We start from the raw sequence: 22,070 nt of genomic DNA on the forward strand, positions 1-22,070 counted from the left end.
TTATGAATGAATTATTAGCAAGTGTACGAGATGTTAATGAAAAAGCTAAAAAAGCAAGACGAGTTGGCAAATTACCTGGAATACTTTATGGTGGATACAGAGGAAATATTCCTTTCTGCATTAGTGCAAATGAATTTCAAAAATACATAGCAAGAAAAGGAGAGCATAGTGTATTATATATCAACCTTAATGGGGAAAAAATCAAGACTCGCATAGTAGGTGTGCAAAGAGATTTGGCTGGAAATCAAGTCATTAGTATAGATTTAAAAGAACTGTCACAGGAGCAGAGTGCTTAAAATACAGTTATACATTGTTGAATTCATATAAAAATTTTAAAAGAATAATTTAAAGGGTATGTCTCAAAATAGAATGCAATTTCTATTTTGAGACATACCCTTAATTTATATTAAGCTTCACTATATATTTTTTGTCTTTAAAATAACAAATAATGGTGATATAATTATAAAGTAAGTTTTAAACAAGCTAATAAAAGACAGTTCGAGAGCCTCCTGTCTGTAAATAAAACTAAGGCATAACAATCAAAGTGTACGTATATATACTATGCTGTATTTTGTGTGTAGTTTTTTATGTTTTAGATTGATATGACTGCCTTATGTTTATTAAGGCAGTTTTTTTGTGTTTGTAGTGTGGAATTTCAAAAGTTAAAATTTTAAATAGTTGAGAAAGGAAAGGGGGGAAAAATGAATACATAGAGATTTTATGGAATAATGATAATTTTATAGTTGGAGGAAAAATTTAATGGAGAAAAATATAAAAACAGAATTTTTAGTTGAAAGTGCGGTAGTAGCTGGTCTTTATGCAGCTCTGACAATGATACTGGGTTTTATGAGCTATGGACCAATTCAATTTAGAATAGCAGACATTATGACACTGCTGGCATTTATAGATCCTTTATATATACCAGGATTAGTTCTTGGGTGTGCTATTTCAAATGTAACTAGTACCATAGGAATTGTAGATATAGTTGTGGGAAGTTTTGCTACACTTATTAGTGCATATTTGATAAGCAAGACAAAAAATTTATTTATAGCTTCACTTTGGTCTACTATAATAAATGGTGTTATTGTAGGAGCAGAACTTTATTATGTTTTAGGTTTGCCATTTTGGCTATCTGCTTTACAGGTAGCTATAGGAGAATTTGTGGTAGTAACAATCATTGGATATCCTTTGTTCAAATATATATTAAAAAATAAGAATTTAGTTAATATGTTAAGAATAGATAATAAAGAAGTTTAATACTATTAAAATAAGCAGTAATTTATAATGCTGCTTATTTTTTATAAGAAAAATTAATATACATAATTATTAATACTTTTTTATATTATAGAAACAAGTTTGTGTTAAAGCAGGCTAGGTACAAAAAGTACACTGAATATTGTGATTAAATGGAATCGGGGTGTTTTATGAAAACATATAATTTTATTTATGAAGATTTCCATAGTTTAAATGAGTATATTTGTAAAAATAATATTAGCAGCTATAATAAAATTCTCGTACAGATTTATAGTGGAATAGGAAATAAAGATTGTGTTTGCAAAATAAAAAAGGATATATTAAATGTTCTGCCGCAGGCAAAAGTTATTGGAATAACTTCTTCAGGAGATATTTTAAATGAAAATATTATAAATAATAGTTGTGGAATTTCTATAACTGTTTTCAATAATCTAGAGTTAACTGCCCATACTGCCAGGAAAGATAATTTATCTGATTTTCAATGTGGACAAATTCTAGGACAAAAACTTGTGAAAAAAAATGCAAAGGTTTTAATTATCTTTGATGATGAAACTAATTTGAATGGTGAAGAATTTTTACGAGGAATAGATTCTGTATCAAAAGAGAGTATTATTGCAGGAGGTCTTACAGCAAGTATAGGAAGTGAATCAGAAGCTTTTATATTTAATGAAAATAAGATAGTAAAAGACAAAACAGTAGGAGGTGAAGTGAGTGGAAAAGAATTAAAGGGACAGTATTATACGGATCTATTAACAGGATTACCTAATCGAAACAGATTGACTGTGGATATTTTGAAAAAAAAATATAGAAAGCTAGCATTAATCGATATAAATTCGTTTACAGAACTTAATGATTTTTATGGAAATAAAGTTGGAGATGTTATATTGATTGAATTAGCGAAATTAATGACATATTTTGCAGAAGAAAAAGGATTTGAAGCATATAGAATACATGCTAATACTTTTGCTTTAGTCAGTAGTGATGATGTTGATGATGTAACATTTAAAGAAGTTTTAAGTAATCTTCAAAAAATCATAAAACAGCAGTGTTTCTTTTATATGGAGCACAAATTTTTCATAAATGTAAGCGTAGGGATAGCTACAGAAGATGTTCAACTTATTGAAAAAGCAGATATGGCTCTTAACTATGCTAAAAAACATAAAAAAAACTTTCAGATATATGATGAAAATCTGAATATTTTAAAATCCTATGAGAACAATTTAATTTGGACAAAAAAAATAAATGATGCCATTGAAGATGATAGAATAGTACCGTATTTTCAGCCTATATTCAATAATCATACTGGAAAAATAGAAAAGTTTGAGTCGTTAATTAGGATGATAGATAAGGAAGGAAAGGTTATAACTCCATATTATTTTTTAGATATTGCAAAAGAAGCTAGAATATATAATGAGCTTACTAGAATAGTGATTAATAAGACTGTTGGTAGATTTAAAAATACCGATTATGAATTTGCAATTAATTTATCGGTAGAAGATATATTAGACAATAAAACAAGAGAATTTATTATTGAAAAATTACAAACTTCAGGATTGGCTAAACAAATTGTATTTGAGATTGTGGAATCAGAAGGAATTGAAAATTTTAGTGAAGTAAACAAGTTTATACAATTGATAAAAAAAATTGGAGCTAAAATAGCAATAGATGATTTCGGCACAGGCTATTCGAATTTTAGTTATCTGATAAAGTTAAAGGTTGATTATATAAAAATTGATGGTTCAATAATAAAAAATATAAATAAAGATAAATCAGCAGAAGTTGTGGCAGAGACTATTGTCAGTTTTGCAAAAAAGCTAGGCATAAATACAATTGCGGAATTTGTTTCAGACGAGGAAATATATAAAAAAGTAAGTAGTATGGATATAGATTTTTCACAAGGATATTATTTTTCTGAACCTAAGAGAAATATATAAACTGCTTAAAAAATTATAGAATATATATGAACAAAGTATTTATCACTAATTAAATTGGAGGAATATACGATGCAAATAAAATGGTCAAAAGGAAAAGAAGATTTAAAAGATGCAAGTATGATTCGAGAAGAAGTATTTGTAAAGGAACAAAATGTCCCAATAGAAATTGAAATGGATGAATTTGATGATGCAGCACATCATATAGTAATATATGAAAATCATAAGCCAGTTACTGTTGGAAGATTGTTGGAGAAAGGAAATCATTATGTAATAGGAAGAGTAGCCGTTCTAAAGGAATTTAGAGGAAAGCAATATGGTAAAATAGTCATGGAAAATATATTAACAAAGGCAAAAGATTTAGGGGCAAAAGAAATTAGATTACATGCTCAATTTTATGCTAAAAATTTTTATGAAAATTTAGGGTTTGAAGCTTATGGTGAAATTTTTGAGGAAGCTGGAATTAATCATATTTCTATGAAAAAATATTTATAATGTATTGAGTAAAATAAAAACGAGGTCGTATACCTCGTTTTTATTTTGTAGTGATAAAATTTTTATTTAAATTGGATGGGTTAACAAAAGTAAAAATTGGTCGTTTTCAAATCTAGTTAAATTGATATAATAAGTTTAAGTTATTTAGAGAATTAATTTGAGAGAGTGATTAGATGAGAATTTACATAGATAAAAATAGTAGAGAAGCTCTATATATTCAAATAAGAAATCAAATAAGAAAAAGAATTTACTCTAAAAAGTTTCCGGAAAATTACATATTACCATCTGAAAGGGAGCTTGCTAAAAGGTTAGATGTCAATAGAAGTACGGTTATTAAAGCGTATCAAGAGCTCAAAGCAGAGGGGTTAGTTAATTCGGAAATTGGTAAAGGAACTTATGTTATTTATCATGATGAAGAGGATGGTAGTAAAACAAATAATTTTGCACAGCCTTTCTTTTGGGATGAAATATATAGTAATAGTACAAGGAAGAATTATAGTGATATTATAAGTGAGATAATGAATATTGCTAGCAGTGAAAATATAATTTCATTTTCAGGAGGAATTCCATCACCCGATTTATTTCCTAAAGAAGAATTTGAAAAAATTCAAATTGACTTACTAAAAGGTAAGATAGAAAAAATATTTTCTCACAGCCCAGTATCAGGTTGTAGTTCATTTAAAAAGGAAATTAGCAAGTTAATGTTAGATATAGGAATTAAAGCATTAACTAAGGAAATAATGATTACATCTGGTTCACAGCAGGGACTAGACCTTATAGTTAGAACTTTTATAAACTCTGGTGATGTGATTTTAGTAGAAGAACCTACATTTTTTGGAGCTATTCAATTATTTAATACAGTAGGGGCAAGAGTTATAGGAGTTCCTATGGATGATGATGGTATTTGTATTGATATATTAGAATATTTAATAAATAAACATAATCCTAAATTTATCTATACTATTCCAACCTTTCATAATCCTACAGGTATAACTATGAGTTTGGAGAGAAGATATGAACTTATAAAAATATCTTCAAAGTATAATGTTCCAATAATTGAAGATGATGCTTATGGAGAATTGAGATATGAAGGCGATGATTTACTTTCATTAAAAGCATTAGATATACACAATCAAGTCATTTATTTAGGTACATTTTCAAAAACTATTTCTCTAGGATTGAGAGTAGGGTGGATAGCTGCACCAGAAAAAGTAATAGGAAAGTTAAGCTCATTAAAGCAGATAACAGATTTACAGGTTAATACATTAAGTCAAACTATGATATGTCAATTTCTAAAGAATGATTATTATGAAAATCATCTTAAAAGAATAAAGAAAGAGTATTTGGCTAAAAGGAATTTAATGATTAAAGAGCTTCAACAAAATTTTTTGGATGGAATTTCTTTTAAAATTCCTAAAGGTGGATATTATATCTGGTGTAAAATTTCCAATAATATAGATTCTAAGTTATTAATAAAAAAATCCTTGGAAAAAGGAGTGCATTATGAAAACAATTGGACTAATAGGTGGAATGAGTTGGGAATCATCATTGGAATATTATAGAGTTTTAAATGAAACTGTTAAAGCAAAACTAGGTGGACTTCATTCTGCAAAATGCTTAATGTATTCTGTTGATTTTCAAGAAATCGAAATATTACAGCATCAAAATAAATGGAGTGAATTAACAAATATAATGATAAATGCTGCTAAATGTTTAAAAAATAGTGGAGCTGATTTTATTATAATATGTACTAATACTATGCATAAAATGGCTAATGATATAGAAAATAATGCAGGAATCAAAGTTTTACATATAGCAGGAAGATGTTAGCATACCAGTTTTTGATACAACAACAATACATGCTACTTCTGCAGTTGAATTTGCATTAAAGTAATAATGTAGTTAAAGAACTTTGTATAAAAAATAACTGTTGGTGGTATACCAACAGTTATTTTTTATATGCCATATAGTAAAAGACAAGAAATACTCAGAATATGTATTTATAAAAAGCGTATCATAAGTAATAAATGATAAATATAATGTATAATGAAGTTCTGTTATAAACTTCATAGGTAGTAAATTTTTTATAAACTATTTATTGATAAAAATAATGTAGATAAAAAATATGTTATACTTTATAATATAATGACAATTGGATTTAACATATAGAATTATGGAGATGGTTATATGAAGATGTGTTCTGTTTGTAAGAAAAATGTAGCAACTATATTTGCATCAATAATTCAAGAAGGAAAGTCAGAAGTTAAGGGATTATGTATAGAATGCGCAAAAAAAATGGGTATACCTGTTATGGATCAGCTTATGAAGCAAACTGGAATGAGTTCAGAAGAAGTTGAAAATTTGACTGAACAAATTAATGATATGTTTCAAGAGATAGATTTAGATTTAGATATGGATTCAGAAGAATCTGATGAGAATAACTTATTTGCTAAGCTGATTAATAGTGCTTTCCCACAAATGAATGATGAAAATACAAAAGATGCAAACATTAATTTGGAGAATAAAGAGAGCTCTTCTGAAGTGAAAGAAGAATCAAATATTAAAGAGAAGAGTAAAGTTTTCAAAAAAAAGAGAAAAAACCTAGAAATGTATGGTACAAATTTAACGGAAAAGGCAAAGAAAAATGAAGTTGACAGGATTATTGGAAGAAATAGAGAGATAGATAGAGTAGTACAAATTCTTAATAGAAGAACTAAGAACAATCCTATACTTATTGGAGAACCTGGTGTTGGGAAAACAGCTATTGCAGAAGGCTTGGCTGTAAGAATTGTTGAAAAACAGGTTCCAGCCAAATTGATTGATTCGGAAATTTATCTTTTGGATTTAACTGCTGTAGTAGCAGGTACTCAATTTAGAGGACAATTCGAAGGCCGTATGAAATCAATTATAAAAGAAGCTAAAGAAAATGAAAATGTTATATTAGTTATTGATGAGATTCATAATATTATGGGTGCAGGAGAAGTGCAGGGCGGTGTTATGAATGCGGCTAATATTTTAAAACCTGCTCTTGCTAAAGGAGAAATACAAGTAATTGGTGCAACTACCATAGATGAGTATAGAAAGCATATTGAAAAGGACTCTGCACTGGAAAGAAGATTTCAATCTGTACTAGTTGAAGAACCTACTGTTAAGGAAACTATAGAAATTTTACAAGGTATAAAAAATTATTATGAAGACTATCATAAAGTAAAAATATCTGATGAAGTAATTGAAGCTGCTGCGAAGTTATCAGAAAGGTATATTATGGACAGATATCTGCCTGACAAAGCGATAGATGTAATTGATGAAGCTGGGTCAAGAGCAAATCTTAAAAATCAAGGGCTAATAGAGCTGAAAGCTTTGAAAGAAGAGTTAGAAAAAATTCAACAGGAAAAACTAATGGCAGCACATAATAATGATTATGAAAAAGCGGCAGAATGTAAGATGCAGGAATGCAAAGTTACAGAAGAGATTAAAGAATCAGAGAAAAAATATAATGATGTACACATTACTGTTGAAGATATTGCATTTGTTATTGAAGCTTGGACTAAAATCCCTGTACAAAGAATAACGGAAGAGGAAGCACAAAAACTTTTAAGCTTAGAAGACAGACTTCATAAGAGAGTTATAGGTCAAAATGAGGCGATTGTAAGCTTGGCAAGAACAATACGACGCAATCGTTCTGGATTCAGAAAAAAGAAAAAGCCTTCATCATTTATTTTTGTTGGACCTACTGGAGTAGGTAAAACAGAATTAGTAAAGGCATTGGCTTGTGAACTTTTTGGAAGTGAAGAAGCAATGATTCGTGTAGATATGTCTGAGTACATGGAAAAACATACAGTTTCAAAGCTAATTGGAGCGCCTCCTGGATATGTGGGATACGAACAGGCAGGTCAGCTTACTGAAAAGGTAAGAAGGAAACCATATTCTGTTATCCTACTGGATGAAATAGAAAAAGCTCATCCAGATGTATTTAATATGCTGCTTCAAATTCTTGAAGATGGAAGATTAACAGATAGTCAAGGCAGAACTGTTTTCTTTGAAAATACTGTAATCATTATGACATCTAATGCAGGTACTCATTTCAAGGGGAATAGTATTGGATTTGGAAAAGGTGGATATGATGCTCTTGAAAGTAGAGTAAAAGATGTTTTAAGAGAAACCTTTAGACCTGAATTTTTAAATAGAGTGGATGAAACCATTGTATTTACACAGCTTAATAAGGGAGAATTACGAGAAATTATTGACTTGATGTTAAAAGAAGTAATTGATGAAGTTAAAGAAAAAGGAATTAATATAGAAATTTCAGATAATGCAAAAGATTTTATATTAGAAAAAGGATATGATGAAAAATATGGTGCAAGACCTTTAAGAAGGACTATCCAAAAATACATTGAAGATGAAATTGCTGAGCAGTATCTTGAAAATAAATTTGGTGAAGGTTCTAATATAAAGGTAGAATTAAAAGAAGGTAAAATAATACTGAAATAATAAAAAATAGTGAGGTGAGCAGCCTCGCTATTTTTGTTTTCTAAAATACTTAATAACAATTAAAGGATAATATTATAAATTATGCTAACAGCTGAATGAAAAATGTAGAAAAAACGAAATATGTACTATTAAATGAATATAAATGTGATAAAATAGTATGGTTGATAATTGGAAGGAGAGGCAGCAAGGATGAGTATTAAAAATGAACCATATATTTTAGTTTTTGGAGCTTCAATTGTTGATATTTTTGGTTTCAGTAGTGTTAATTATAGACCTTATAATTCTACACCAGGTAGTATAAAAATGTCATTTGGAGGAGTATGTAGAAATATTGCTGAGAATATGGCACGTGTAGGAGTAAACACAAAATTTATTTCAGTTTTAGGAAATGATGAAAAAGGTCGCAGTATGTTAGAACATTCTAAGCTTATTGGATATGACATGCAAGAGTCTTTGATTTTAGAAAATGGAAGAACACCAACATATATGGCTATTTTGGATGAATGTGGCGAAATGGTTTCTGCTATTGTTGATATGAAAAGTATTGATGAAATAGATTATGAATTTATTGATTTAAAAGCAGATATTATAAAAAATTCTGAGTTTACTTTTTTAGATGCAGATAATCCAGAGAATTTAGAGTACATATTAACTACATTTAAAGGTGAAACTGAGTTTATTCTAGATCCAGTTTCAGCAGCTAAGGCCGAGAATATAAAGCATTTAATTAAATATTTTCATACAATTAAACCTAATAGACATGAAGCGGAAGTTTTAGCTGGGTTTGAAATAAATACCGATGAAGACTTGAAAAAAGCTGCGGAATACTTTCTGTCACTAGGTATAAAAAATGTGTTTATAAGTTTAGATGAAGATGGAATTTATTATTCTAACGGATTAGAATCAGGTAAAATCAAGGCAAATAATGTAAGTGTTAAAAATGTAACGGGAGCTGGAGATTCTTTTGTTGCAGGTGTTGGTTTTGGTTATATGAATAATCTTTCCCTAGAAGAAACTGTTAAATTTTCTGTTGCAATGTCAATTGTTACAATATCTCATGAAGATACAATTCATCCTGACATGAGTTATGAATTGATTGAAGAAACTATTAAAACTATTGATTGGACAGAAATTAAATACTAAAAATATATAACTGATTCATATACATAAGAAATACCAAATAAATAATATTTAAGAGGCATTTTAAGTTAGCGGAAAATATAATCTGCTAACTTTTTTACTGTTTATTAAATAATATTTTGATAAATAATATTTTGATAAATAGTAGAGGATATACATCAATAAATAATCGTATTATAATGAAATATAGTATGAGTAAAGGAAATAAGGAGACTTATTATGAGTAAATTTATTTTGTATATTATCATTTTTTTGCTGTATTGGGAAGCGTGGATAAGATTATTGAAAATAAATTTGGGCCAGGAATTAGTGGAGTCGTTTTAGCTTACTTTTTAACAGGAGAAGAGGTTAAATCTACTGACTGTGTATTGGCAAAATAAATTTAAGGAGGAATAACATGCTAGTAGATAAAAAACTAAAATTATTAAGAGAAGAAATGAAAGATAAAGGAATAGATGCTTATATAATACCTAGTTCTGATGCGCAAAGGGCCTCAAAGAATTAGTCAGGATTATAATGATACAAAATTAGAAAAAGGTATGATTATTACTAATGAACCTGGAATCTATAAAGAAGGAAAACATGGTATCAAAACAGAAAATGTGTTAGTGGTAGTGGAAGATGAAAAAACAGAATTTGGTCAGTTTATGAGATTTCAAGTTATATCATATTGTCCTATTGATTTAGATGGTATTGATGTTGATATGCTTAATATCAAGGAAAAGATGTGGCTTAATGAATACCATAAAGAGGTATACAAACTCCTGTCAGCATACCTAAATGAAGAGGAAAGAGAATGGTTAAAAATAAAAACTAGAGAAATATAAGTAATGGTGAAAAATCAGGCAGATATAATATATACTATATAATTATGCCATTTCAAATGTTTATATTGGAGGATAAATATGAAAAAAATTATTATAATCGAGGATACAGAAATTATAAGAGAAGAACTAAGCATATTTTTATCTAAATATGGTTATGAGATTGATGCTCCATCTGATTTTGAAAATATAATTGAATATATAGATAGAGCAAATGGTGATTTAATATTATTGGACATAAATTTGCCTGTTTTTGATGGATATCATATATGCAGAGAAGTCAGAAAGAATTCTGATATACCAATAATAATAGTTACAAGTAGAGACAGTGAAGTAGATGAACTTATAAGTATGAATTTGGGGGCAGATGACTTTATAACAAAACCTTATAACACACAAATACTTTTAGCTCGTATTTCAGCAGTTTTAAAAAGAACTTGTAAAAATAATTATAAAGATGTATTGATGTATAATGAAGTTGAACTAAATTTATCAAATGGTTGTGTTACCTACAAAGGAAAGACAGAACAATTAACTAAGAATGAACTAAAGATACTTTCGTATTTGATGAAAAATAAGGGGAATATAGTATCAAGAGATGTATTAATGGAATACTTATGGAATTCAGATGTTTTTATTGATGATAATACATTATCTGTTAATGTAACAAGATTAAGAAAAAAACTTGATGAAATGGGTGTAAAAGATGTAATAGAAACTAGAAGAGGACTAGGGTATATAATGCCATGAGTATGAAAGAGTATTTAAAAGAAAGATTTTTATTCCTATTTATAAATTTCATAGGATTTTTTATTTTAGCTTGTATACTTGATATATTGGATATAGCAAGTATTGTAATATTTTTAATTTTTATTATATGGTTTTTGCCATTAATAAGTTATATTATTATAGAGTTTATTAAGCATAAAAAATATTATTATAATATAGAAAATATATTACAAAGTCTTGATAAAAAGTATTTGCTGCCAGAAATTATGGAAAAACCAGAGTTTTTAGAAGGAAAGCTTTTTTATGAAATATTAAGAGAATGCAGTAGAGAAATGCATGAACATATAAATGAGTATAAAAATCTTCAGTTAGAGTATAGAGAGTACATAGAGACATGGGTTCATGAAATAAAAACACCTATTGCATCAAGTATGTTAATAATAGAGAATAATAAAAACTCTATTATGGATAATATAGGTAAAGAAATAAATAAAATAGATCAATTTGTAGAACAGGCTTTATATTATTCAAGAAGCAGTGATGTTAGTAAAGATTATTTAATAAAAAAATTCCAATTAAAAACTGCTGTGAATAATGTTATTAGAAGAAATTCTAAGGATTTTATAAATAAAAAGATAAGCTTACAATTAGATGAAATAGAAGAGGTTGTTTATAGTGATATAAAGTGGGTGCAGTTTATACTTAATCAAATTATAAGCAATTCAATTAAATATATTAAGGATAAAGAAGGCAGCATAAGAATATATTCTACTACCAATAAGAATAATGTAATACTTACAATTGAGGATAATGGAATAGGAATTTCAGACAAAGATATAAATAGAGTTTTTGAGAAGGGCTTTACAGGAGAACATGGAAGAAAGTACAATGCATCTACAGGAATAGGACTTTATCTTTGTAAAAAGCTTTGTGACAGGCTTGGATTAGGAATAAATATTACATCTCAATTAGGTGCAGGAACAAAAGTTAATATTATATTTCCGTTAAGTAAACATAGTTTAGGTATCTAAAAATTAAAGTTTTAGAGATTTTGGGTATTTTTTAGAACATTTTACTTAAGTAGTTTAAAAAGTGTGAGTTCTTTCAACTTGCACTTTTTTATTATATGCTCTAATCAATTGGTACTACAGTATAAAAGTTATCTTACAAAAATGTAACTTTAATGAAAGCTAATACACTATGTAATTTTTGAATAGTTTAATATAATAATTTTGCAAGGTAATTTGAAATGCAATTAATAAATTGATAATAAAGATGACTGAAATCTTTATTATCATTTGTATGGAGGAGATAGATATGAAAAATATATTAAGTGTAGAAAAAATAGAAAAGTATTATGGAAAAAAGGGAAATGCAACTAAGGCATTAGATAATATAAGCTTTAAAGTGGATAAAGGCGAATTTGTTGGAATAATGGGACCATCAGGAAGTGGTAAAACTACATTGCTTAACTGTATTTCAACAATTGATAATGTAACAACAGGTCAGATTATTATAAGTGATCAAAATATTACAAAGTTGAAATCCAAAAAATTAGATAAATTCAGAAGGAATGAGCTAGGATTTATCTTTCAAGATTTTAATTTGCTTGATACATTAACTGGTTATGAAAATATAGCTTTAGCTTTAACAATACAAGAAAGGAAACCAAAGGAAATAGATGGTTTAATAAAAAAGGTTGCAGAAACACTGGATATTTCATCAGTTTTAAATAAGTATCCTTATGAAATGTCAGGAGGACAGAAACAAAGAGTAGCTTGTGCTAGAGCTATAGTTACAGAGCCATCATTAATATTAGCGGATGAACCTACTGGAGCATTAGATTCTAAATCCTCAAGATTACTGCTAGAGTCTTTTGAAAAATTAAATCAAGAACTGGAAGCAACTATACTTATGGTAACTCATGATGCTTTCACTGCAAGCTATGCTCATAGAATATTATTTATAAAAGACGGTAAGATATTTAATGAAGTGGTTAGGGGAAATGATTCAAGAAAAGAATTTTTTAATAAGATTATAGAAGTAGTGACTCTTTTAGGAGGTGATATTAACGATGTATTTTAAAATAGCACTTAATAATATAAAAAAGAGTTTTAAGGATTATGCCATATATTTTATAACACTTACATTAGCAGTATGTATATTTTATAATTTCAATTCAATTAATTCACAAACGGTTATGGAAGATATTAACAAAATAAGAGAACTTGTTAAGATAATATCATACATATCTGTATTTATATTAATTATTTTTGGTGGACTAATTGTGTATGCAAATAATGCTTTAGTGAAAAAACGTAAAAAAGAATTTGGAATATATGGTATATTAGGTATGTCAAAGCGAAAAATATCTCAAATATTAATTTGTGAAACCTTTATAGTGGGTATTATATCATTAATTGGAGGATTGATATTAGGAATAGTATTATCACAAGGAATTTCAGTACTTACATCAAAATTATTTGAATTTAATATGACGGAATATAAATTCTGTATATCTATAAGTGCTATTAATAAAACACTTATATATTTTGGAATAATGTTTGTACTAGTTATGATATTTAATACCATAGTTGTTTCTAGACAAAAATTAATTGAGCTTTTAAATGCTTTAAAGAAAAATGAAGAGATAAAAGTTAAAAACAATATATTCCCATTTGTAATATTTATTTTAGCTTTAATTATTTTAGGAAGAGCTTATTATTTAGGTTGGAAATTTGCGCCTACTCCTAAAAATACGAACTTTCCTTTATCTATAATAATGGGAGGAGTAGGTACTTTATTATTTTTCTTTGGACTATCAGGGTTCATATTAGTTATACTTAAAAGAAGTAAAAAAATATATTTGAAAAAGTTAAATATGTTTGTAATAAGACAGTTTAGTAATAAGATAAATACTAATTTTATATCTATGGCAATAATATGCCTTATGCTGTTTGTAACCATTTTAATATTATCAACTGGTTTAAGTTTTAAATATAGGGCAGAAAAAATTTTAAAGAGTATATCTTTTGATGCAAATATTACATTATATATCGGTGATGATAAACAGAAAGTGCAAGATATAAAAGAAGCCTTAAAAAGAGTAGACTTTGAATTAAAGGATTCCTATAAGTATCAAGTTATAGATTCATATAGGACAAATATTAAAATATCTGATTTGCTAAATGAATATGCAAATAAAAATTTAAAGGAAAGATTAAAAAAATATGTGGGACATTTAGATGTTATAAAAGCATCAGAATATAATGAAATGAGAAAATTAAGTGGAAAATCCACAATAGATTTAAAAGAAAATGAAGTTTTATTAATATCAGATAATAATGATTCAAATGAAGCAATACAGAAGTTAATGAAAAATGGAAAGGAAATAAAAATTGCTGATAAGAAGTATGTTATAAAAAACAATACAGGTATAAAAGAAATTCAGTATGATTTAATTGCAGTAGTTCAGGACTCTGCTGTGAAAAATATGACTAAAGATTCTTCAAAGATTAATATAAATGTAAATGAAAAAGACAAGGAAGAACTTGAAAAGAATATTAAAGCATTAAATGCAAAGCTTAAAAAACCAGAGTATGTTACAGATTCAAATGCTCAATTAGACGATCCTTCAAAGAAATATGGATTCTATATATCAGGTGAGAGTAAAACTGATATATATGATAATGTTAAAAGTTCTACAGGGAAAATGTTGTATTTAGGAATATATTTAGGATTTATATTTTTGATATCAAGTGCAGCAGTATTGGCAATTCAACAATTAACAGAAGCTAGTGATAGTTTAAACAGATATAAGGCACTTAAGAAAATTGGCGCATCTGATGATATGATAAATAAAACCATATTTGTTCAGATTTCCATACATTTCATGCTGCCTCTCAGTTTAGCATTAATACATTTTGCAGTAGCGTTACAGGTCATAAACAGATTAACAGGGTATACAGGTATGTTAACAGCTTCTAGCATTGTGCAAACTATGATGGCAACTGCAGGTATTATTATATATGGTGGATATTTTTATGCTACTTATTTAGGATACAAAAATATAGTTAAGAATAATTAAAAATAAAATAGTAAATAAAATAAGCATCTTGCGAAGGATGCTTATTTTATTTGCATAGCTGAATAAGGGCGTTAACAGCAATATTTATTTCTTCAAATGTATTAAAATAAGAAAAACTAAATCTGACAGCTCCTTGATCCTTTGTGCCTAAAGCTTTGTGCATTAATGGAGCACAATGGGCACCAGCTCTAGTAGCAATATCATAGGTGTTTGCCAATTCTTCGCTTATGGTACTGGAGTCATAAGCACCTATATTTAAAGCAACTATAGGTGCTCTTAAGTAAGTGCTAAAATCACCATAGATTTTAATGTTATCAATATTTTTAATTCCGTTATAAAATTGCCACATAAGCTTTAATTCATGCTCTCTTATTTTTTCTATGCCAATACTTTGAATAAACTCAATACCAGCTAAAAGACCAGTAATGCTGTGACTGTTAACAGTTCCAGCTTCTAGAGCATCAGGCATAGTAGTTGGATGATGCATAGAATAAGAAATACTTCCGCTGCCGCCAGTTTTTAAAGGACGTATAGTAATATTCTCTTTTACACAAATTCCACCAGTACCCTGAGGACCGTAAAGAGATTTGTGACCAGTAAAGCAAATCACATCAATATTGTCAGCTTTCATATCAATATCGAAAACTCCAGCACTTTGAGAAGCATCTAATATAAATAATAGATTGTTATTTTTGCAAATCTCTCCAATCTTTTTAATATCAATTAGATTACCTGTTAAATTTGAGCTGTGAGTACATATCACAGCTTTAGTATTTGATTTTATTTCATTTTCAATTTGAGAATAATTTATATTTCCATTTTTATCACATTTTATAATAGAAACTTCAATGCCATTTTGATTTAGTGTGTAAACAGGTCTAAGAACAGAATTATGCTCCATCTCTGTTGTTATTATGTGATCACAAGGACTGAATAAGCCGTTGATGGCAATATTTAAGCTTTCGGTAGCATTTGAAGTAAAGGCGACTCTTAATGGGTTATTCAAGTTAAAAAGTTTTGCAATTTTTTCTCGTGTAGTATATACAACTCTTGATGCATCTAAAGAAAGTTTATAAGCACCTCTTGATGGGTTTCCTAAGTTATTTATAGAATTTGCAACAGAAACAGCAACGGTTTCAGGCTTTGGAAAAGTTGTGGCTGCATTATCAAAATAGATCATTAAATTTCACCTCTTTTAGTTTAATTATATACTAAAATTTTTATATTAGTATATAATTAAACTAAAAGTATGAGAATAACTAATTGCTTTTTATAAATTATAAATAAAAAATTGTATATTTATGTATTTAAATTAGTAAATATAAACTAAGTAACTATAATATATAATTTCGAGATATAAAAATAATAAAAATAAGGAGGGGAGATTACTGTCAGACATTATTGCAAATGACAGTAAGAAGTTATGTATAAAAAGTTTAGCTGTAGTGGAGGCTGTACTGCAAAATTAGGGCCTGGATTTCTACATAGTGTTTTGGAAAAAGTTCCAAATAAATTTGATGAAAATTTATTAATAGGATTTGATAGTTCTGATGATGCAGCAGTATATAAGTTAACAGAGGATATTGCAATAATTCAAACTTTGGATTTTTTTACGCCTATAGTAGAAGATCCTTATACATTTGGTAAAATAGCAGCAACCAATGCCTTAAGTGATGTATATGCTATGGGAGGAGATGTAAAAACAGCTCTTAATATTGTTGGTTTTCCAGAAAAGATGGATTCAGAAATACTTGGTGAAATATTAAGAGGGGGAGCAGAAAAAGTTCAAGAAGCAGGTGGAGTATTATGCGGAGGACATTCCATAAATGATAATGAAACTAAATATGGTTTGTCTGTTACTGGAATAATCCATCCTGAAAAAATACTTGCTAATAATAATTGCAAGATAGGTGATAAATTAATACTTACAAAACCTTTAGGAGTGGGAATAATAACTACAGCAAATAAGGTAGGAGAAGCAAGTGAAGAAGCATATAACAAAGCAATAAAATCTATGGAAACTTTAAATAAATATTCAGCAGAGAAAATAAGAAAATATAAAGTAAATGCATGTACAGATGTAACTGGTTTTGGATTTTTAGGGCATTTATATGAAATGACAAAAAAGGATTATTCTATTATTGTAGATGCAAACAGAGTTCCTTATATAGAAGAGGCTTATGATTATGCAAAAGAATTTTTAATAACAGCAGCAGCTCAAAAAAATAGAAAATACTTAAATGGAAAAATTAAATTTGAAAACATTGAATTTGCCATGGAAGAAATATTATTTGATCCTCAAACTTCAGGTGGACTTTTAATAAGTGTTGACAGCCAGGATGCAGAAGAATTATTAAAAGGCTTAAATGAATTAGAAATAAAATCACAAATTGTAGGCGAAGTAGTGGAAAGAAAAGATTTTAGTATAATAGTTAGAAAATAAATACATAAAGGAGGAAAATCTTGTGATAAAAATTGATGTTAAAGGACAAATTTGCCCTGTACCACTTATAGAAGCTAAAAAGGTTCTTAAAGATATTGAAAAAGATGGAACTGTTTTAGTTATTGTTGATAATGAAATTGCTAAGGAAAATTTAGAAAAAATGGCTAAGGAAATGGGATGTAAATATAGTACTAATATTGTAAATGAAGAACATTATGAAGTGGAAATTATAAAAGGATTAGGTTCAGATAAAACTGTTGAAGATACAGAGAATAAGCAAAATGAAAACATATTAGTGGTTGTTTCCTCTGATAAAATGGGAGAAGGAAATGACGAATTAGGTGAAATTTTAATTAAAGGATTTATTTATGCATTAACAGAAATTGAAAAGCTGCCTTCCACTATTATTTTTTATAATGGAGGAGCAAAACTTTCTGGTAAACAATCTTCAGCAATAGAGGATTTAAAAAAATTAGAAGAAATGGGTGTAGAAATTCTAACTTGTGGAACATGTTTAGATTACTATGGATTAAAAGAGGAGTTGGCTGTTGGTAAGATAACAAACATGTATAATATTGTTGAAAAAATGAATGCTGCTCATAGAATTATAAGACCATAAGGTGATAATGGATATGAATGGAGAAATATTTAATTTAGTGGCATTTAATTCTACACATAGTGCAATTAGAGCAGAAAAAGAATTAATTGCAAGTGGAATAAGTGTAAGAATAATACCTGTACCTAGAGAAATAACTGCTAATTGTGGTATTTCTATAAAAGTAAACTTAGGAGAGTTAAAAGCAGTTAGAGAAATATTAGCTAATAATAATATAGAAGTGTCAGGGTATTATTATGTTAAAAAATTAGGACTAAATAAAGAGGTAAAGGCTATTCAAGATTTTTTATAAAGGATTAGAAAAATATAGGTATAAATGTAATTGTTAAATAGTCTCCATCTATTATTTGGATGGGGACTTTGCTATGCTCTTTTTAGATTTACATAGTTCAGGTAAAGTAGTTGTTCAAGGAAGTAAAGAATCCAAAACTTATATATTAACATTTGGTAGCTGTTCAAATATATATTTTAAATATTCATAAGGATTTAATCCATTTTTCTTTGAGGTTTCAATCATACTATAAATCATTTGTAAAGGGTGTCGTTTTTTCTTTTTTTGAGAATAAATAACTTATTTCGACAAAAAATAACACGCTGTACATGGTAAAATTATATACAAGCAAGCGTGTTATAAATAAAAAATATAATTATTTAAGATAGCTGAACAGTTAATTCCATATTTTGTATTCAAGTTAGACCTATACATGTATTATTACTAAAGTGCATCATTAAGAAAAGCCATTGCCTATGTGCCTCAGAATATAGCGCTATTTTCAAAGGCAATCCTTGATAATATTCGTGTTACAAAGCCCAATGCAACAACAGAAGAAGTGAAACAAGCAGATTTTCGATGTTATTTACAATAAGCTAAGAAAACAGTCCATGCTTATAATAGCCCACAGGCTTACTACCATCAAGGAATGTAATAGAATCATAGTTCTTGATGATGGAGAGAGAAGTTATACGTAGAGCAGTTTAATAACCAATATAGGTTTTTACCATATTTACCCGGGGATATAGTTTAAATATAATAATACGCACGATTAAGTGTGAAAAAGAAGGGGAATTTTGTATGTCAACATTAGCATTAAGTGGAAATGGCATGGTGTTACCATCGAACTATGTCGAAATTGACAGGGAGGAAATGACTTATATTGAGGAAGGGTGGAATTGGAGTATTTTTAGAAATAATATGATAGGTCTTGCTGCATTTGGAGTATCAGTAGGATACCTAGGGCAAAAAGCATTAAAAGTGATTGGTTCCAACACAGTATATCTTAGAGTAGTTGCTGCGGCAAGTCCTTATGTTGCTAAAATAGGAAGTTTCTTTGGTGGTTGGATAGGTGCAGTTGTCTTTGTCGGTTCAGCAGCAGCAGCCATTTATTATTTAGGTAACAAAAAGGTATTCTATTAAAATGGAAATGCTAATTATAATTTTATCAATAGTGATAATAATAGCAAAAGCAATTGAAATTGTTTCAAGAATAAGAAATAGTAAAGAGAAATATAGTGAAGAAATAGATATAATGATGTTTCTTGTTCTGGTTCTGAATATGAATTCAACAAACCAGATTATACAAAATTTGATGTTTATTATTGCTGTTCTAATTCTTGTTACTATGATAGAAAAGATATTTAAAAATATGAGAAAGAATAAGCAATAAAAGATGATAATGCAGTAACTATGCGGTGTGAAATGCCATTGAATGAATTATGATGAATAATTCAGGTTAAAGTATCTTTTCGCTTTTATTATAGGAATACTTATTTGGTTAATAATACTTAAGTATTTTTCAAACATTAATAGAACAATTACTGTAATCCTTAACAGAATCATAGTTCTTGATGATGGAGAGATAGTAGAGGAAGGTACACATGATGAACTTCTTGAAAAAGGTGGCAAATACCATAAGCTATGGAATATGCAACAATATGGCTATAAAGTGAGAGAAGAGGAAGAGGATACTGTATTGAAGGAAACTATCACAGATGATGAAGAGGTAAGTTATACGTAGAGCAGTTTAGGACAAACGGTGACTAGAAGATTGCAGTATAAAATAATTAGCATGTTTGGTGGTACAGCAGGAAAATTATTTGGTAGCGCATTGAACACTGCATTTATACTTACTGGGACTTCTGCTGGAAACTTGATAGCAAAAGGTATAGACAAGATTGACGGTAATCGTAATAGTGGATATGTATTTGATTGATAGATATAAAGAGGAGTACTTATGAAAAATAATCGAAGTGAAAAAATTAGTAAATTTGAAGAAACAGATAAGCCAAAATTAATTTTACCCATTTTTTACACATTAATTTTTATAGCTCCATATGGTCACTTATGGCTGGATATAATTGAGAAAAAGTATGAGAGGTTAGTACTCTTAGCCTCATTTTCAGGTATAGGTTTGATTATTGTTAGCTCTATTTGGACTCTTTATTTTGTAAGACGTTACAGACTTTTTAGATAATATATTATCATTTTAAGTATTTCATAATATTATGAAACATTTGTAATTGACAGGAGTGATAAAACAGGTCTTAATGGTAGAGTTCAATTCTAAATAAACAACAGAGTGCATCTAGTTTATAGATGCACTTTGTTGTTCAAAAACCATAAAGGGAGTGAAATTATGTATCTTCTCAGTAGGATGTCAATATATTTATATGTTTTTTTATTTTATCCTGTTATAGTAAATATGTTTCTTAACAAAAATGTACGATATAATACATTGCTTTCTGTGGTTTCTCTAAATACAATACTTATTATTTGGCTTGGTTTTTTATTTAATAAAATAACAACCGATAATTTCATGCCAAATATTATTTTAATTATTATTATAACCGCTATTTTTATTATCAGTGGAATTATTTTGTTATTTAAAACTCCCGTAGCAATACAGGAATATGATGACTTAATGGATACATTAAAGCATAAAAAAGAAAATTATAGTATTGAAGAGATTAAGGATAAAGTTGAAATAATTAAAAAGAAAACTAGAAATTGGACAATGGTGTACAATGTTTCATTGGTTATATTTGTGCTTAGTTTCATATATTATATATATTTAATACTTTTTCGCAAAACAGACGGAATTGATATAGCACTTTTAACATGGATAGAAACATTATTGGGTGTGAATTGTATTTCGTGGAAATTTAGCAGGGACAGTTTGAATAAATTAGTAAACAAATAATATAAAGTAGATTTTATGAAAAAGACTACTTACGGAATACTATGCTTAAATAATAACAAAAAAAAGACTCTCAACTCGGTGTTGACACAGGGCAAACGCATCTTTATATTGTATTTTCTTCAATATAAAGATGCGTTTTTATAAAATATGTAAACAAAATAAATCTTCCGTAAATAAATTTGAATATTCAAAAAATTATTTTCATAATACACCGCACAATTATGTTATAAATTTACAATTTTCCTTTCTACTTACTTTTCTTTACCTCGTAGAGGGTCAAAAACTACTTTTTCTAACTACTTTTTATCTAATGCACATCTAAGTTTTTTCAAGTTTAAACTTTTCTTTAATGTTTTTTCTTCTCTAAGTAGGTTTAATGATAAGTGTCGTAAGACAGCTAAGTTTTCAGCAGAATTATATTTTCTAGCTCTACATTTATCTTCGTTAAAAGAAACATCTAAAACCCAATGAAGTTTATTTTCTATACCCCAATGCTGTCTAACCCCCTTAGAAAATAAGTCTATAGACTCCAGGCTAGTTATATAATAACTACGTTCAAAAGTTTCTTTGTCCCCAATAATTCGTGTCCTTTCAACCATTCCAATGGATTTGATGTTTTTCCAATCCTCTTTCTTATCTAACCATGATATATCATTAACTAAATGATATTTTCTTGTTTCAATTCTTCCATGATTTTTTTCTTTAGTAGTAAGTTTAAATACCTCTACATCATTAATTTTAGTGTTGCATCAATACAATATTTTTATATTGACATTAGAAAAAAAGCACTTAATGGAAATTATATTCCATTAGGTGCTTTTAAATCTTAATAATACAAATATATGATAATAATTACAATATAC

General features: G+C 28.1%; 22 protein-coding genes and 2 pseudogenes. 21 read left to right on the top strand and 3 right to left on the bottom strand.

Annotated elements, in window-relative coordinates; genetic code table 11:
- Positions 1 to 2 precede the first annotated feature (2 nt).
- From OIO11_RS00785 to OIO11_RS00845, 13 genes and pseudogenes are all read left to right on the top strand, one after another.
- Positions 3 to 296: a hypothetical protein gene (locus OIO11_RS00785; RefSeq protein ID WP_268069422.1), complete on the top strand. Its 294-nt coding sequence runs from the start codon at positions 3 to 5 to the stop codon at positions 294 to 296.
- 463 nt (positions 297 to 759) lie between these two features.
- Entirely contained in the window at positions 760 to 1,257 is a 498-nt protein-coding gene (locus OIO11_RS00790; protein WP_268069423.1) for a QueT transporter family protein, read from the top strand.
- 167 nt (positions 1,258 to 1,424) lie between these two features.
- The gene (locus tag OIO11_RS00795) at positions 1,425 to 3,188 is read left to right on the top strand and encodes an EAL domain-containing protein (protein ID WP_268069424.1); all 1,764 of its coding nucleotides are present in this window, start codon (positions 1,425 to 1,427) and stop codon (positions 3,186 to 3,188) included.
- 69 nt (positions 3,189 to 3,257) lie between these two features.
- Entirely contained in the window at positions 3,258 to 3,680 is a 423-nt protein-coding gene (locus OIO11_RS00800; protein ID WP_268069425.1) for a GNAT family N-acetyltransferase, read from the top strand.
- Positions 3,681 to 3,853: 173 nt separating this feature from the next.
- Positions 3,854 to 5,242, top strand: coding sequence for a MocR-like pyridoxine biosynthesis transcription factor PdxR (gene pdxR / locus OIO11_RS00805; RefSeq protein ID WP_268069426.1), 1,389 nt, complete (start codon positions 3,854 to 3,856; stop codon positions 5,240 to 5,242).
- Positions 5,184 to 5,498: pseudogene (locus tag OIO11_RS00810) on the top strand (aspartate/glutamate racemase family protein); the annotation flags it as partial. The gene pdxR and the pseudogene OIO11_RS00810, both read left to right, overlap by 59 nt.
- Positions 5,499 to 5,867: 369 nt before the next feature.
- Positions 5,868 to 8,171 (top strand): ATP-dependent Clp protease ATP-binding subunit, encoded by a 2,304-nt coding sequence (locus OIO11_RS00815; RefSeq protein WP_268069427.1) that lies wholly within the window; start codon positions 5,868 to 5,870, stop codon positions 8,169 to 8,171.
- A 189-nt stretch (positions 8,172 to 8,360) separates the two neighbouring features.
- Positions 8,361 to 9,314 carry a carbohydrate kinase family protein gene (locus OIO11_RS00820; protein ID WP_268069428.1) on the top strand — a complete coding sequence of 318 codons (954 nt, stop codon included), beginning with the start codon at positions 8,361 to 8,363 and terminating at the stop codon, positions 9,312 to 9,314.
- 476 nt (positions 9,315 to 9,790) lie between these two features.
- Positions 9,791 to 10,138: pseudogene (locus tag OIO11_RS00825) on the top strand (M24 family metallopeptidase C-terminal domain-containing protein); the annotation flags it as partial.
- A 78-nt stretch (positions 10,139 to 10,216) separates the two neighbouring features.
- Complete coding sequence (locus OIO11_RS00830; RefSeq protein ID WP_268069430.1) at positions 10,217 to 10,885, top strand: response regulator transcription factor; 669 nt, start codon at positions 10,217 to 10,219, stop codon at positions 10,883 to 10,885.
- Positions 10,882 to 11,895, top strand: coding sequence for a sensor histidine kinase (locus OIO11_RS00835; RefSeq protein ID WP_268069431.1), 1,014 nt, complete (start codon positions 10,882 to 10,884; stop codon positions 11,893 to 11,895). Before OIO11_RS00830 ends, OIO11_RS00835 begins: the two co-directional genes overlap by 4 nt.
- A 286-nt stretch (positions 11,896 to 12,181) precedes the next feature.
- Positions 12,182 to 12,949: an ABC transporter ATP-binding protein gene (locus OIO11_RS00840; RefSeq protein WP_268069432.1), complete on the top strand. Its 768-nt coding sequence runs from the start codon at positions 12,182 to 12,184 to the stop codon at positions 12,947 to 12,949.
- Entirely contained in the window at positions 12,939 to 14,951 is a 2,013-nt protein-coding gene (locus tag OIO11_RS00845) for an ABC transporter permease (protein WP_268069433.1), read from the top strand. The genes OIO11_RS00840 and OIO11_RS00845 overlap by 11 nt, the downstream gene beginning before the upstream one ends.
- Before the next feature lie 46 nt (positions 14,952 to 14,997).
- On the opposite strand, the gene OIO11_RS00850 is transcribed toward OIO11_RS00845, so the two are convergent.
- Positions 14,998 to 16,131 (bottom strand): aminotransferase class V-fold PLP-dependent enzyme, encoded by a 1,134-nt coding sequence (locus OIO11_RS00850; RefSeq protein WP_268069434.1) that lies wholly within the window; start codon positions 16,129 to 16,131, stop codon positions 14,998 to 15,000.
- 243 nt (positions 16,132 to 16,374) lie between these two features.
- Between OIO11_RS00850 and selD the strand changes: the two genes are divergently transcribed.
- Genes selD through OIO11_RS00865 form a run of 3 tightly spaced genes read left to right on the top strand, consistent with a single transcriptional unit; the run spans position 16,375 to position 18,302 of the window.
- A complete protein-coding gene (gene selD / locus OIO11_RS00855) occupies positions 16,375 to 17,394 on the top strand; it encodes a selenide, water dikinase SelD (RefSeq protein WP_268069435.1) in 1,020 nt (339 codons plus the stop codon).
- Between the two features lie 22 nt (positions 17,395 to 17,416).
- Complete coding sequence (yedF, locus tag OIO11_RS00860) at positions 17,417 to 18,013, top strand: sulfurtransferase-like selenium metabolism protein YedF (RefSeq protein WP_268069436.1); 597 nt, start codon at positions 17,417 to 17,419, stop codon at positions 18,011 to 18,013.
- 13 nt (positions 18,014 to 18,026) lie between these two features.
- On the top strand, positions 18,027 to 18,302 hold the full coding sequence (locus OIO11_RS00865) for a DUF3343 domain-containing protein (RefSeq protein ID WP_268069437.1): 276 nt from the start codon (positions 18,027 to 18,029) through the stop codon (positions 18,300 to 18,302).
- A gap of 138 nt (positions 18,303 to 18,440) precedes the next feature.
- Here OIO11_RS00865 and OIO11_RS00870 read toward each other — a convergent pair whose 3' ends face one another.
- Positions 18,441 to 18,539, bottom strand: a complete 99-nt coding sequence (locus OIO11_RS00870; protein WP_326497905.1) for a transposase domain-containing protein — start codon at positions 18,537 to 18,539, stop codon at positions 18,441 to 18,443.
- A gap of 543 nt (positions 18,540 to 19,082) precedes the next feature.
- Between OIO11_RS00870 and OIO11_RS00875 the strand changes: the two genes are divergently transcribed.
- The 5 genes from OIO11_RS00875 to OIO11_RS00895 all read left to right on the top strand — a co-directional run bounded on the left by OIO11_RS00875 (position 19,083) and on the right by OIO11_RS00895 (position 21,207).
- On the top strand, positions 19,083 to 19,424 hold the full coding sequence (locus OIO11_RS00875) for a hypothetical protein (RefSeq protein WP_268069438.1): 342 nt from the start codon (positions 19,083 to 19,085) through the stop codon (positions 19,422 to 19,424).
- Between the two features lie 7 nt (positions 19,425 to 19,431).
- Positions 19,432 to 19,674, top strand: a complete 243-nt coding sequence (locus OIO11_RS00880; RefSeq protein ID WP_268069439.1) for a hypothetical protein — start codon at positions 19,432 to 19,434, stop codon at positions 19,672 to 19,674.
- Between the two features lie 369 nt (positions 19,675 to 20,043).
- Positions 20,044 to 20,220 carry a hypothetical protein gene (locus OIO11_RS00885; protein WP_268069440.1) on the top strand — a complete coding sequence of 59 codons (177 nt, stop codon included), beginning with the start codon at positions 20,044 to 20,046 and terminating at the stop codon, positions 20,218 to 20,220.
- A 21-nt stretch (positions 20,221 to 20,241) separates the two neighbouring features.
- Positions 20,242 to 20,481 (top strand): hypothetical protein, encoded by a 240-nt coding sequence (locus tag OIO11_RS00890; protein ID WP_268069441.1) that lies wholly within the window; start codon positions 20,242 to 20,244, stop codon positions 20,479 to 20,481.
- Between the two features lie 228 nt (positions 20,482 to 20,709).
- On the top strand, positions 20,710 to 21,207 hold the full coding sequence (locus OIO11_RS00895) for a hypothetical protein (RefSeq protein ID WP_268069442.1): 498 nt from the start codon (positions 20,710 to 20,712) through the stop codon (positions 21,205 to 21,207).
- A 296-nt stretch (positions 21,208 to 21,503) separates the two neighbouring features.
- Here the strand turns inward: OIO11_RS00895 and OIO11_RS00900 are convergent, their stop codons facing one another.
- Positions 21,504 to 21,944 carry an ISAs1 family transposase gene (locus tag OIO11_RS00900; protein ID WP_268069448.1) on the bottom strand — a complete coding sequence of 147 codons (441 nt, stop codon included), beginning with the start codon at positions 21,942 to 21,944 and terminating at the stop codon, positions 21,504 to 21,506.
- Between the last annotated feature and the right edge of the window lie 126 nt (positions 21,945 to 22,070).

Source organism: Clostridium sp. ZS2-4, from assembly GCF_026719745.1.
Classification (GTDB): Bacteria; Bacillota; Clostridia; order Clostridiales; family Clostridiaceae; genus Clostridium_H.

Bases quoted from the DNA above. Each gene is read 5' to 3' on its own strand.
- OIO11_RS00790 (WP_268069423.1), top strand. From the start codon at position 760: ATGGAGAAAAATATAAAAACAGAATTTTTAGTTGAAAGTGCGGTAGTA.
- OIO11_RS00895 (WP_268069442.1), top strand. From the start codon at position 20,710: ATGTTTCTTAACAAAAATGTACGATATAATACATTGCTTTCTGTGGTT.
- OIO11_RS00785 (WP_268069422.1), top strand. From the start codon at position 3: ATGAATGAATTATTAGCAAGTGTACGAGATGTTAATGAAAAAGCTAAA.
- OIO11_RS00795 (WP_268069424.1), top strand. From the start codon at position 1,425: ATGAAAACATATAATTTTATTTATGAAGATTTCCATAGTTTAAATGAG.
- OIO11_RS00875 (WP_268069438.1), top strand. From the start codon at position 19,083: ATGTCAACATTAGCATTAAGTGGAAATGGCATGGTGTTACCATCGAAC.
- selD (WP_268069435.1), top strand. From the start codon at position 16,375: ATGTATAAAAAGTTTAGCTGTAGTGGAGGCTGTACTGCAAAATTAGGG.
- OIO11_RS00830 (WP_268069430.1), top strand. From the start codon at position 10,217: ATGAAAAAAATTATTATAATCGAGGATACAGAAATTATAAGAGAAGAA.
- OIO11_RS00870 (WP_326497905.1), bottom strand. From the start codon at position 18,539: ATGATTTATAGTATGATTGAAACCTCAAAGAAAAATGGATTAAATCCT.
- OIO11_RS00850 (WP_268069434.1), bottom strand. From the start codon at position 16,131: ATGATCTATTTTGATAATGCAGCCACAACTTTTCCAAAGCCTGAAACC.
- OIO11_RS00800 (WP_268069425.1), top strand. From the start codon at position 3,258: ATGCAAATAAAATGGTCAAAAGGAAAAGAAGATTTAAAAGATGCAAGT.
- OIO11_RS00835 (WP_268069431.1), top strand. From the start codon at position 10,882: ATGAGTATGAAAGAGTATTTAAAAGAAAGATTTTTATTCCTATTTATA.
- OIO11_RS00815 (WP_268069427.1), top strand. From the start codon at position 5,868: ATGAAGATGTGTTCTGTTTGTAAGAAAAATGTAGCAACTATATTTGCA.
- OIO11_RS00840 (WP_268069432.1), top strand. From the start codon at position 12,182: ATGAAAAATATATTAAGTGTAGAAAAAATAGAAAAGTATTATGGAAAA.
- OIO11_RS00880 (WP_268069439.1), top strand. From the start codon at position 19,432: ATGCTAATTATAATTTTATCAATAGTGATAATAATAGCAAAAGCAATT.
- pdxR (WP_268069426.1), top strand. From the start codon at position 3,854: ATGAGAATTTACATAGATAAAAATAGTAGAGAAGCTCTATATATTCAA.
- OIO11_RS00845 (WP_268069433.1), top strand. From the start codon at position 12,939: ATGTATTTTAAAATAGCACTTAATAATATAAAAAAGAGTTTTAAGGAT.
- OIO11_RS00820 (WP_268069428.1), top strand. From the start codon at position 8,361: ATGAGTATTAAAAATGAACCATATATTTTAGTTTTTGGAGCTTCAATT.
- OIO11_RS00865 (WP_268069437.1), top strand. From the start codon at position 18,027: ATGAATGGAGAAATATTTAATTTAGTGGCATTTAATTCTACACATAGT.
- OIO11_RS00890 (WP_268069441.1), top strand. From the start codon at position 20,242: ATGAAAAATAATCGAAGTGAAAAAATTAGTAAATTTGAAGAAACAGAT.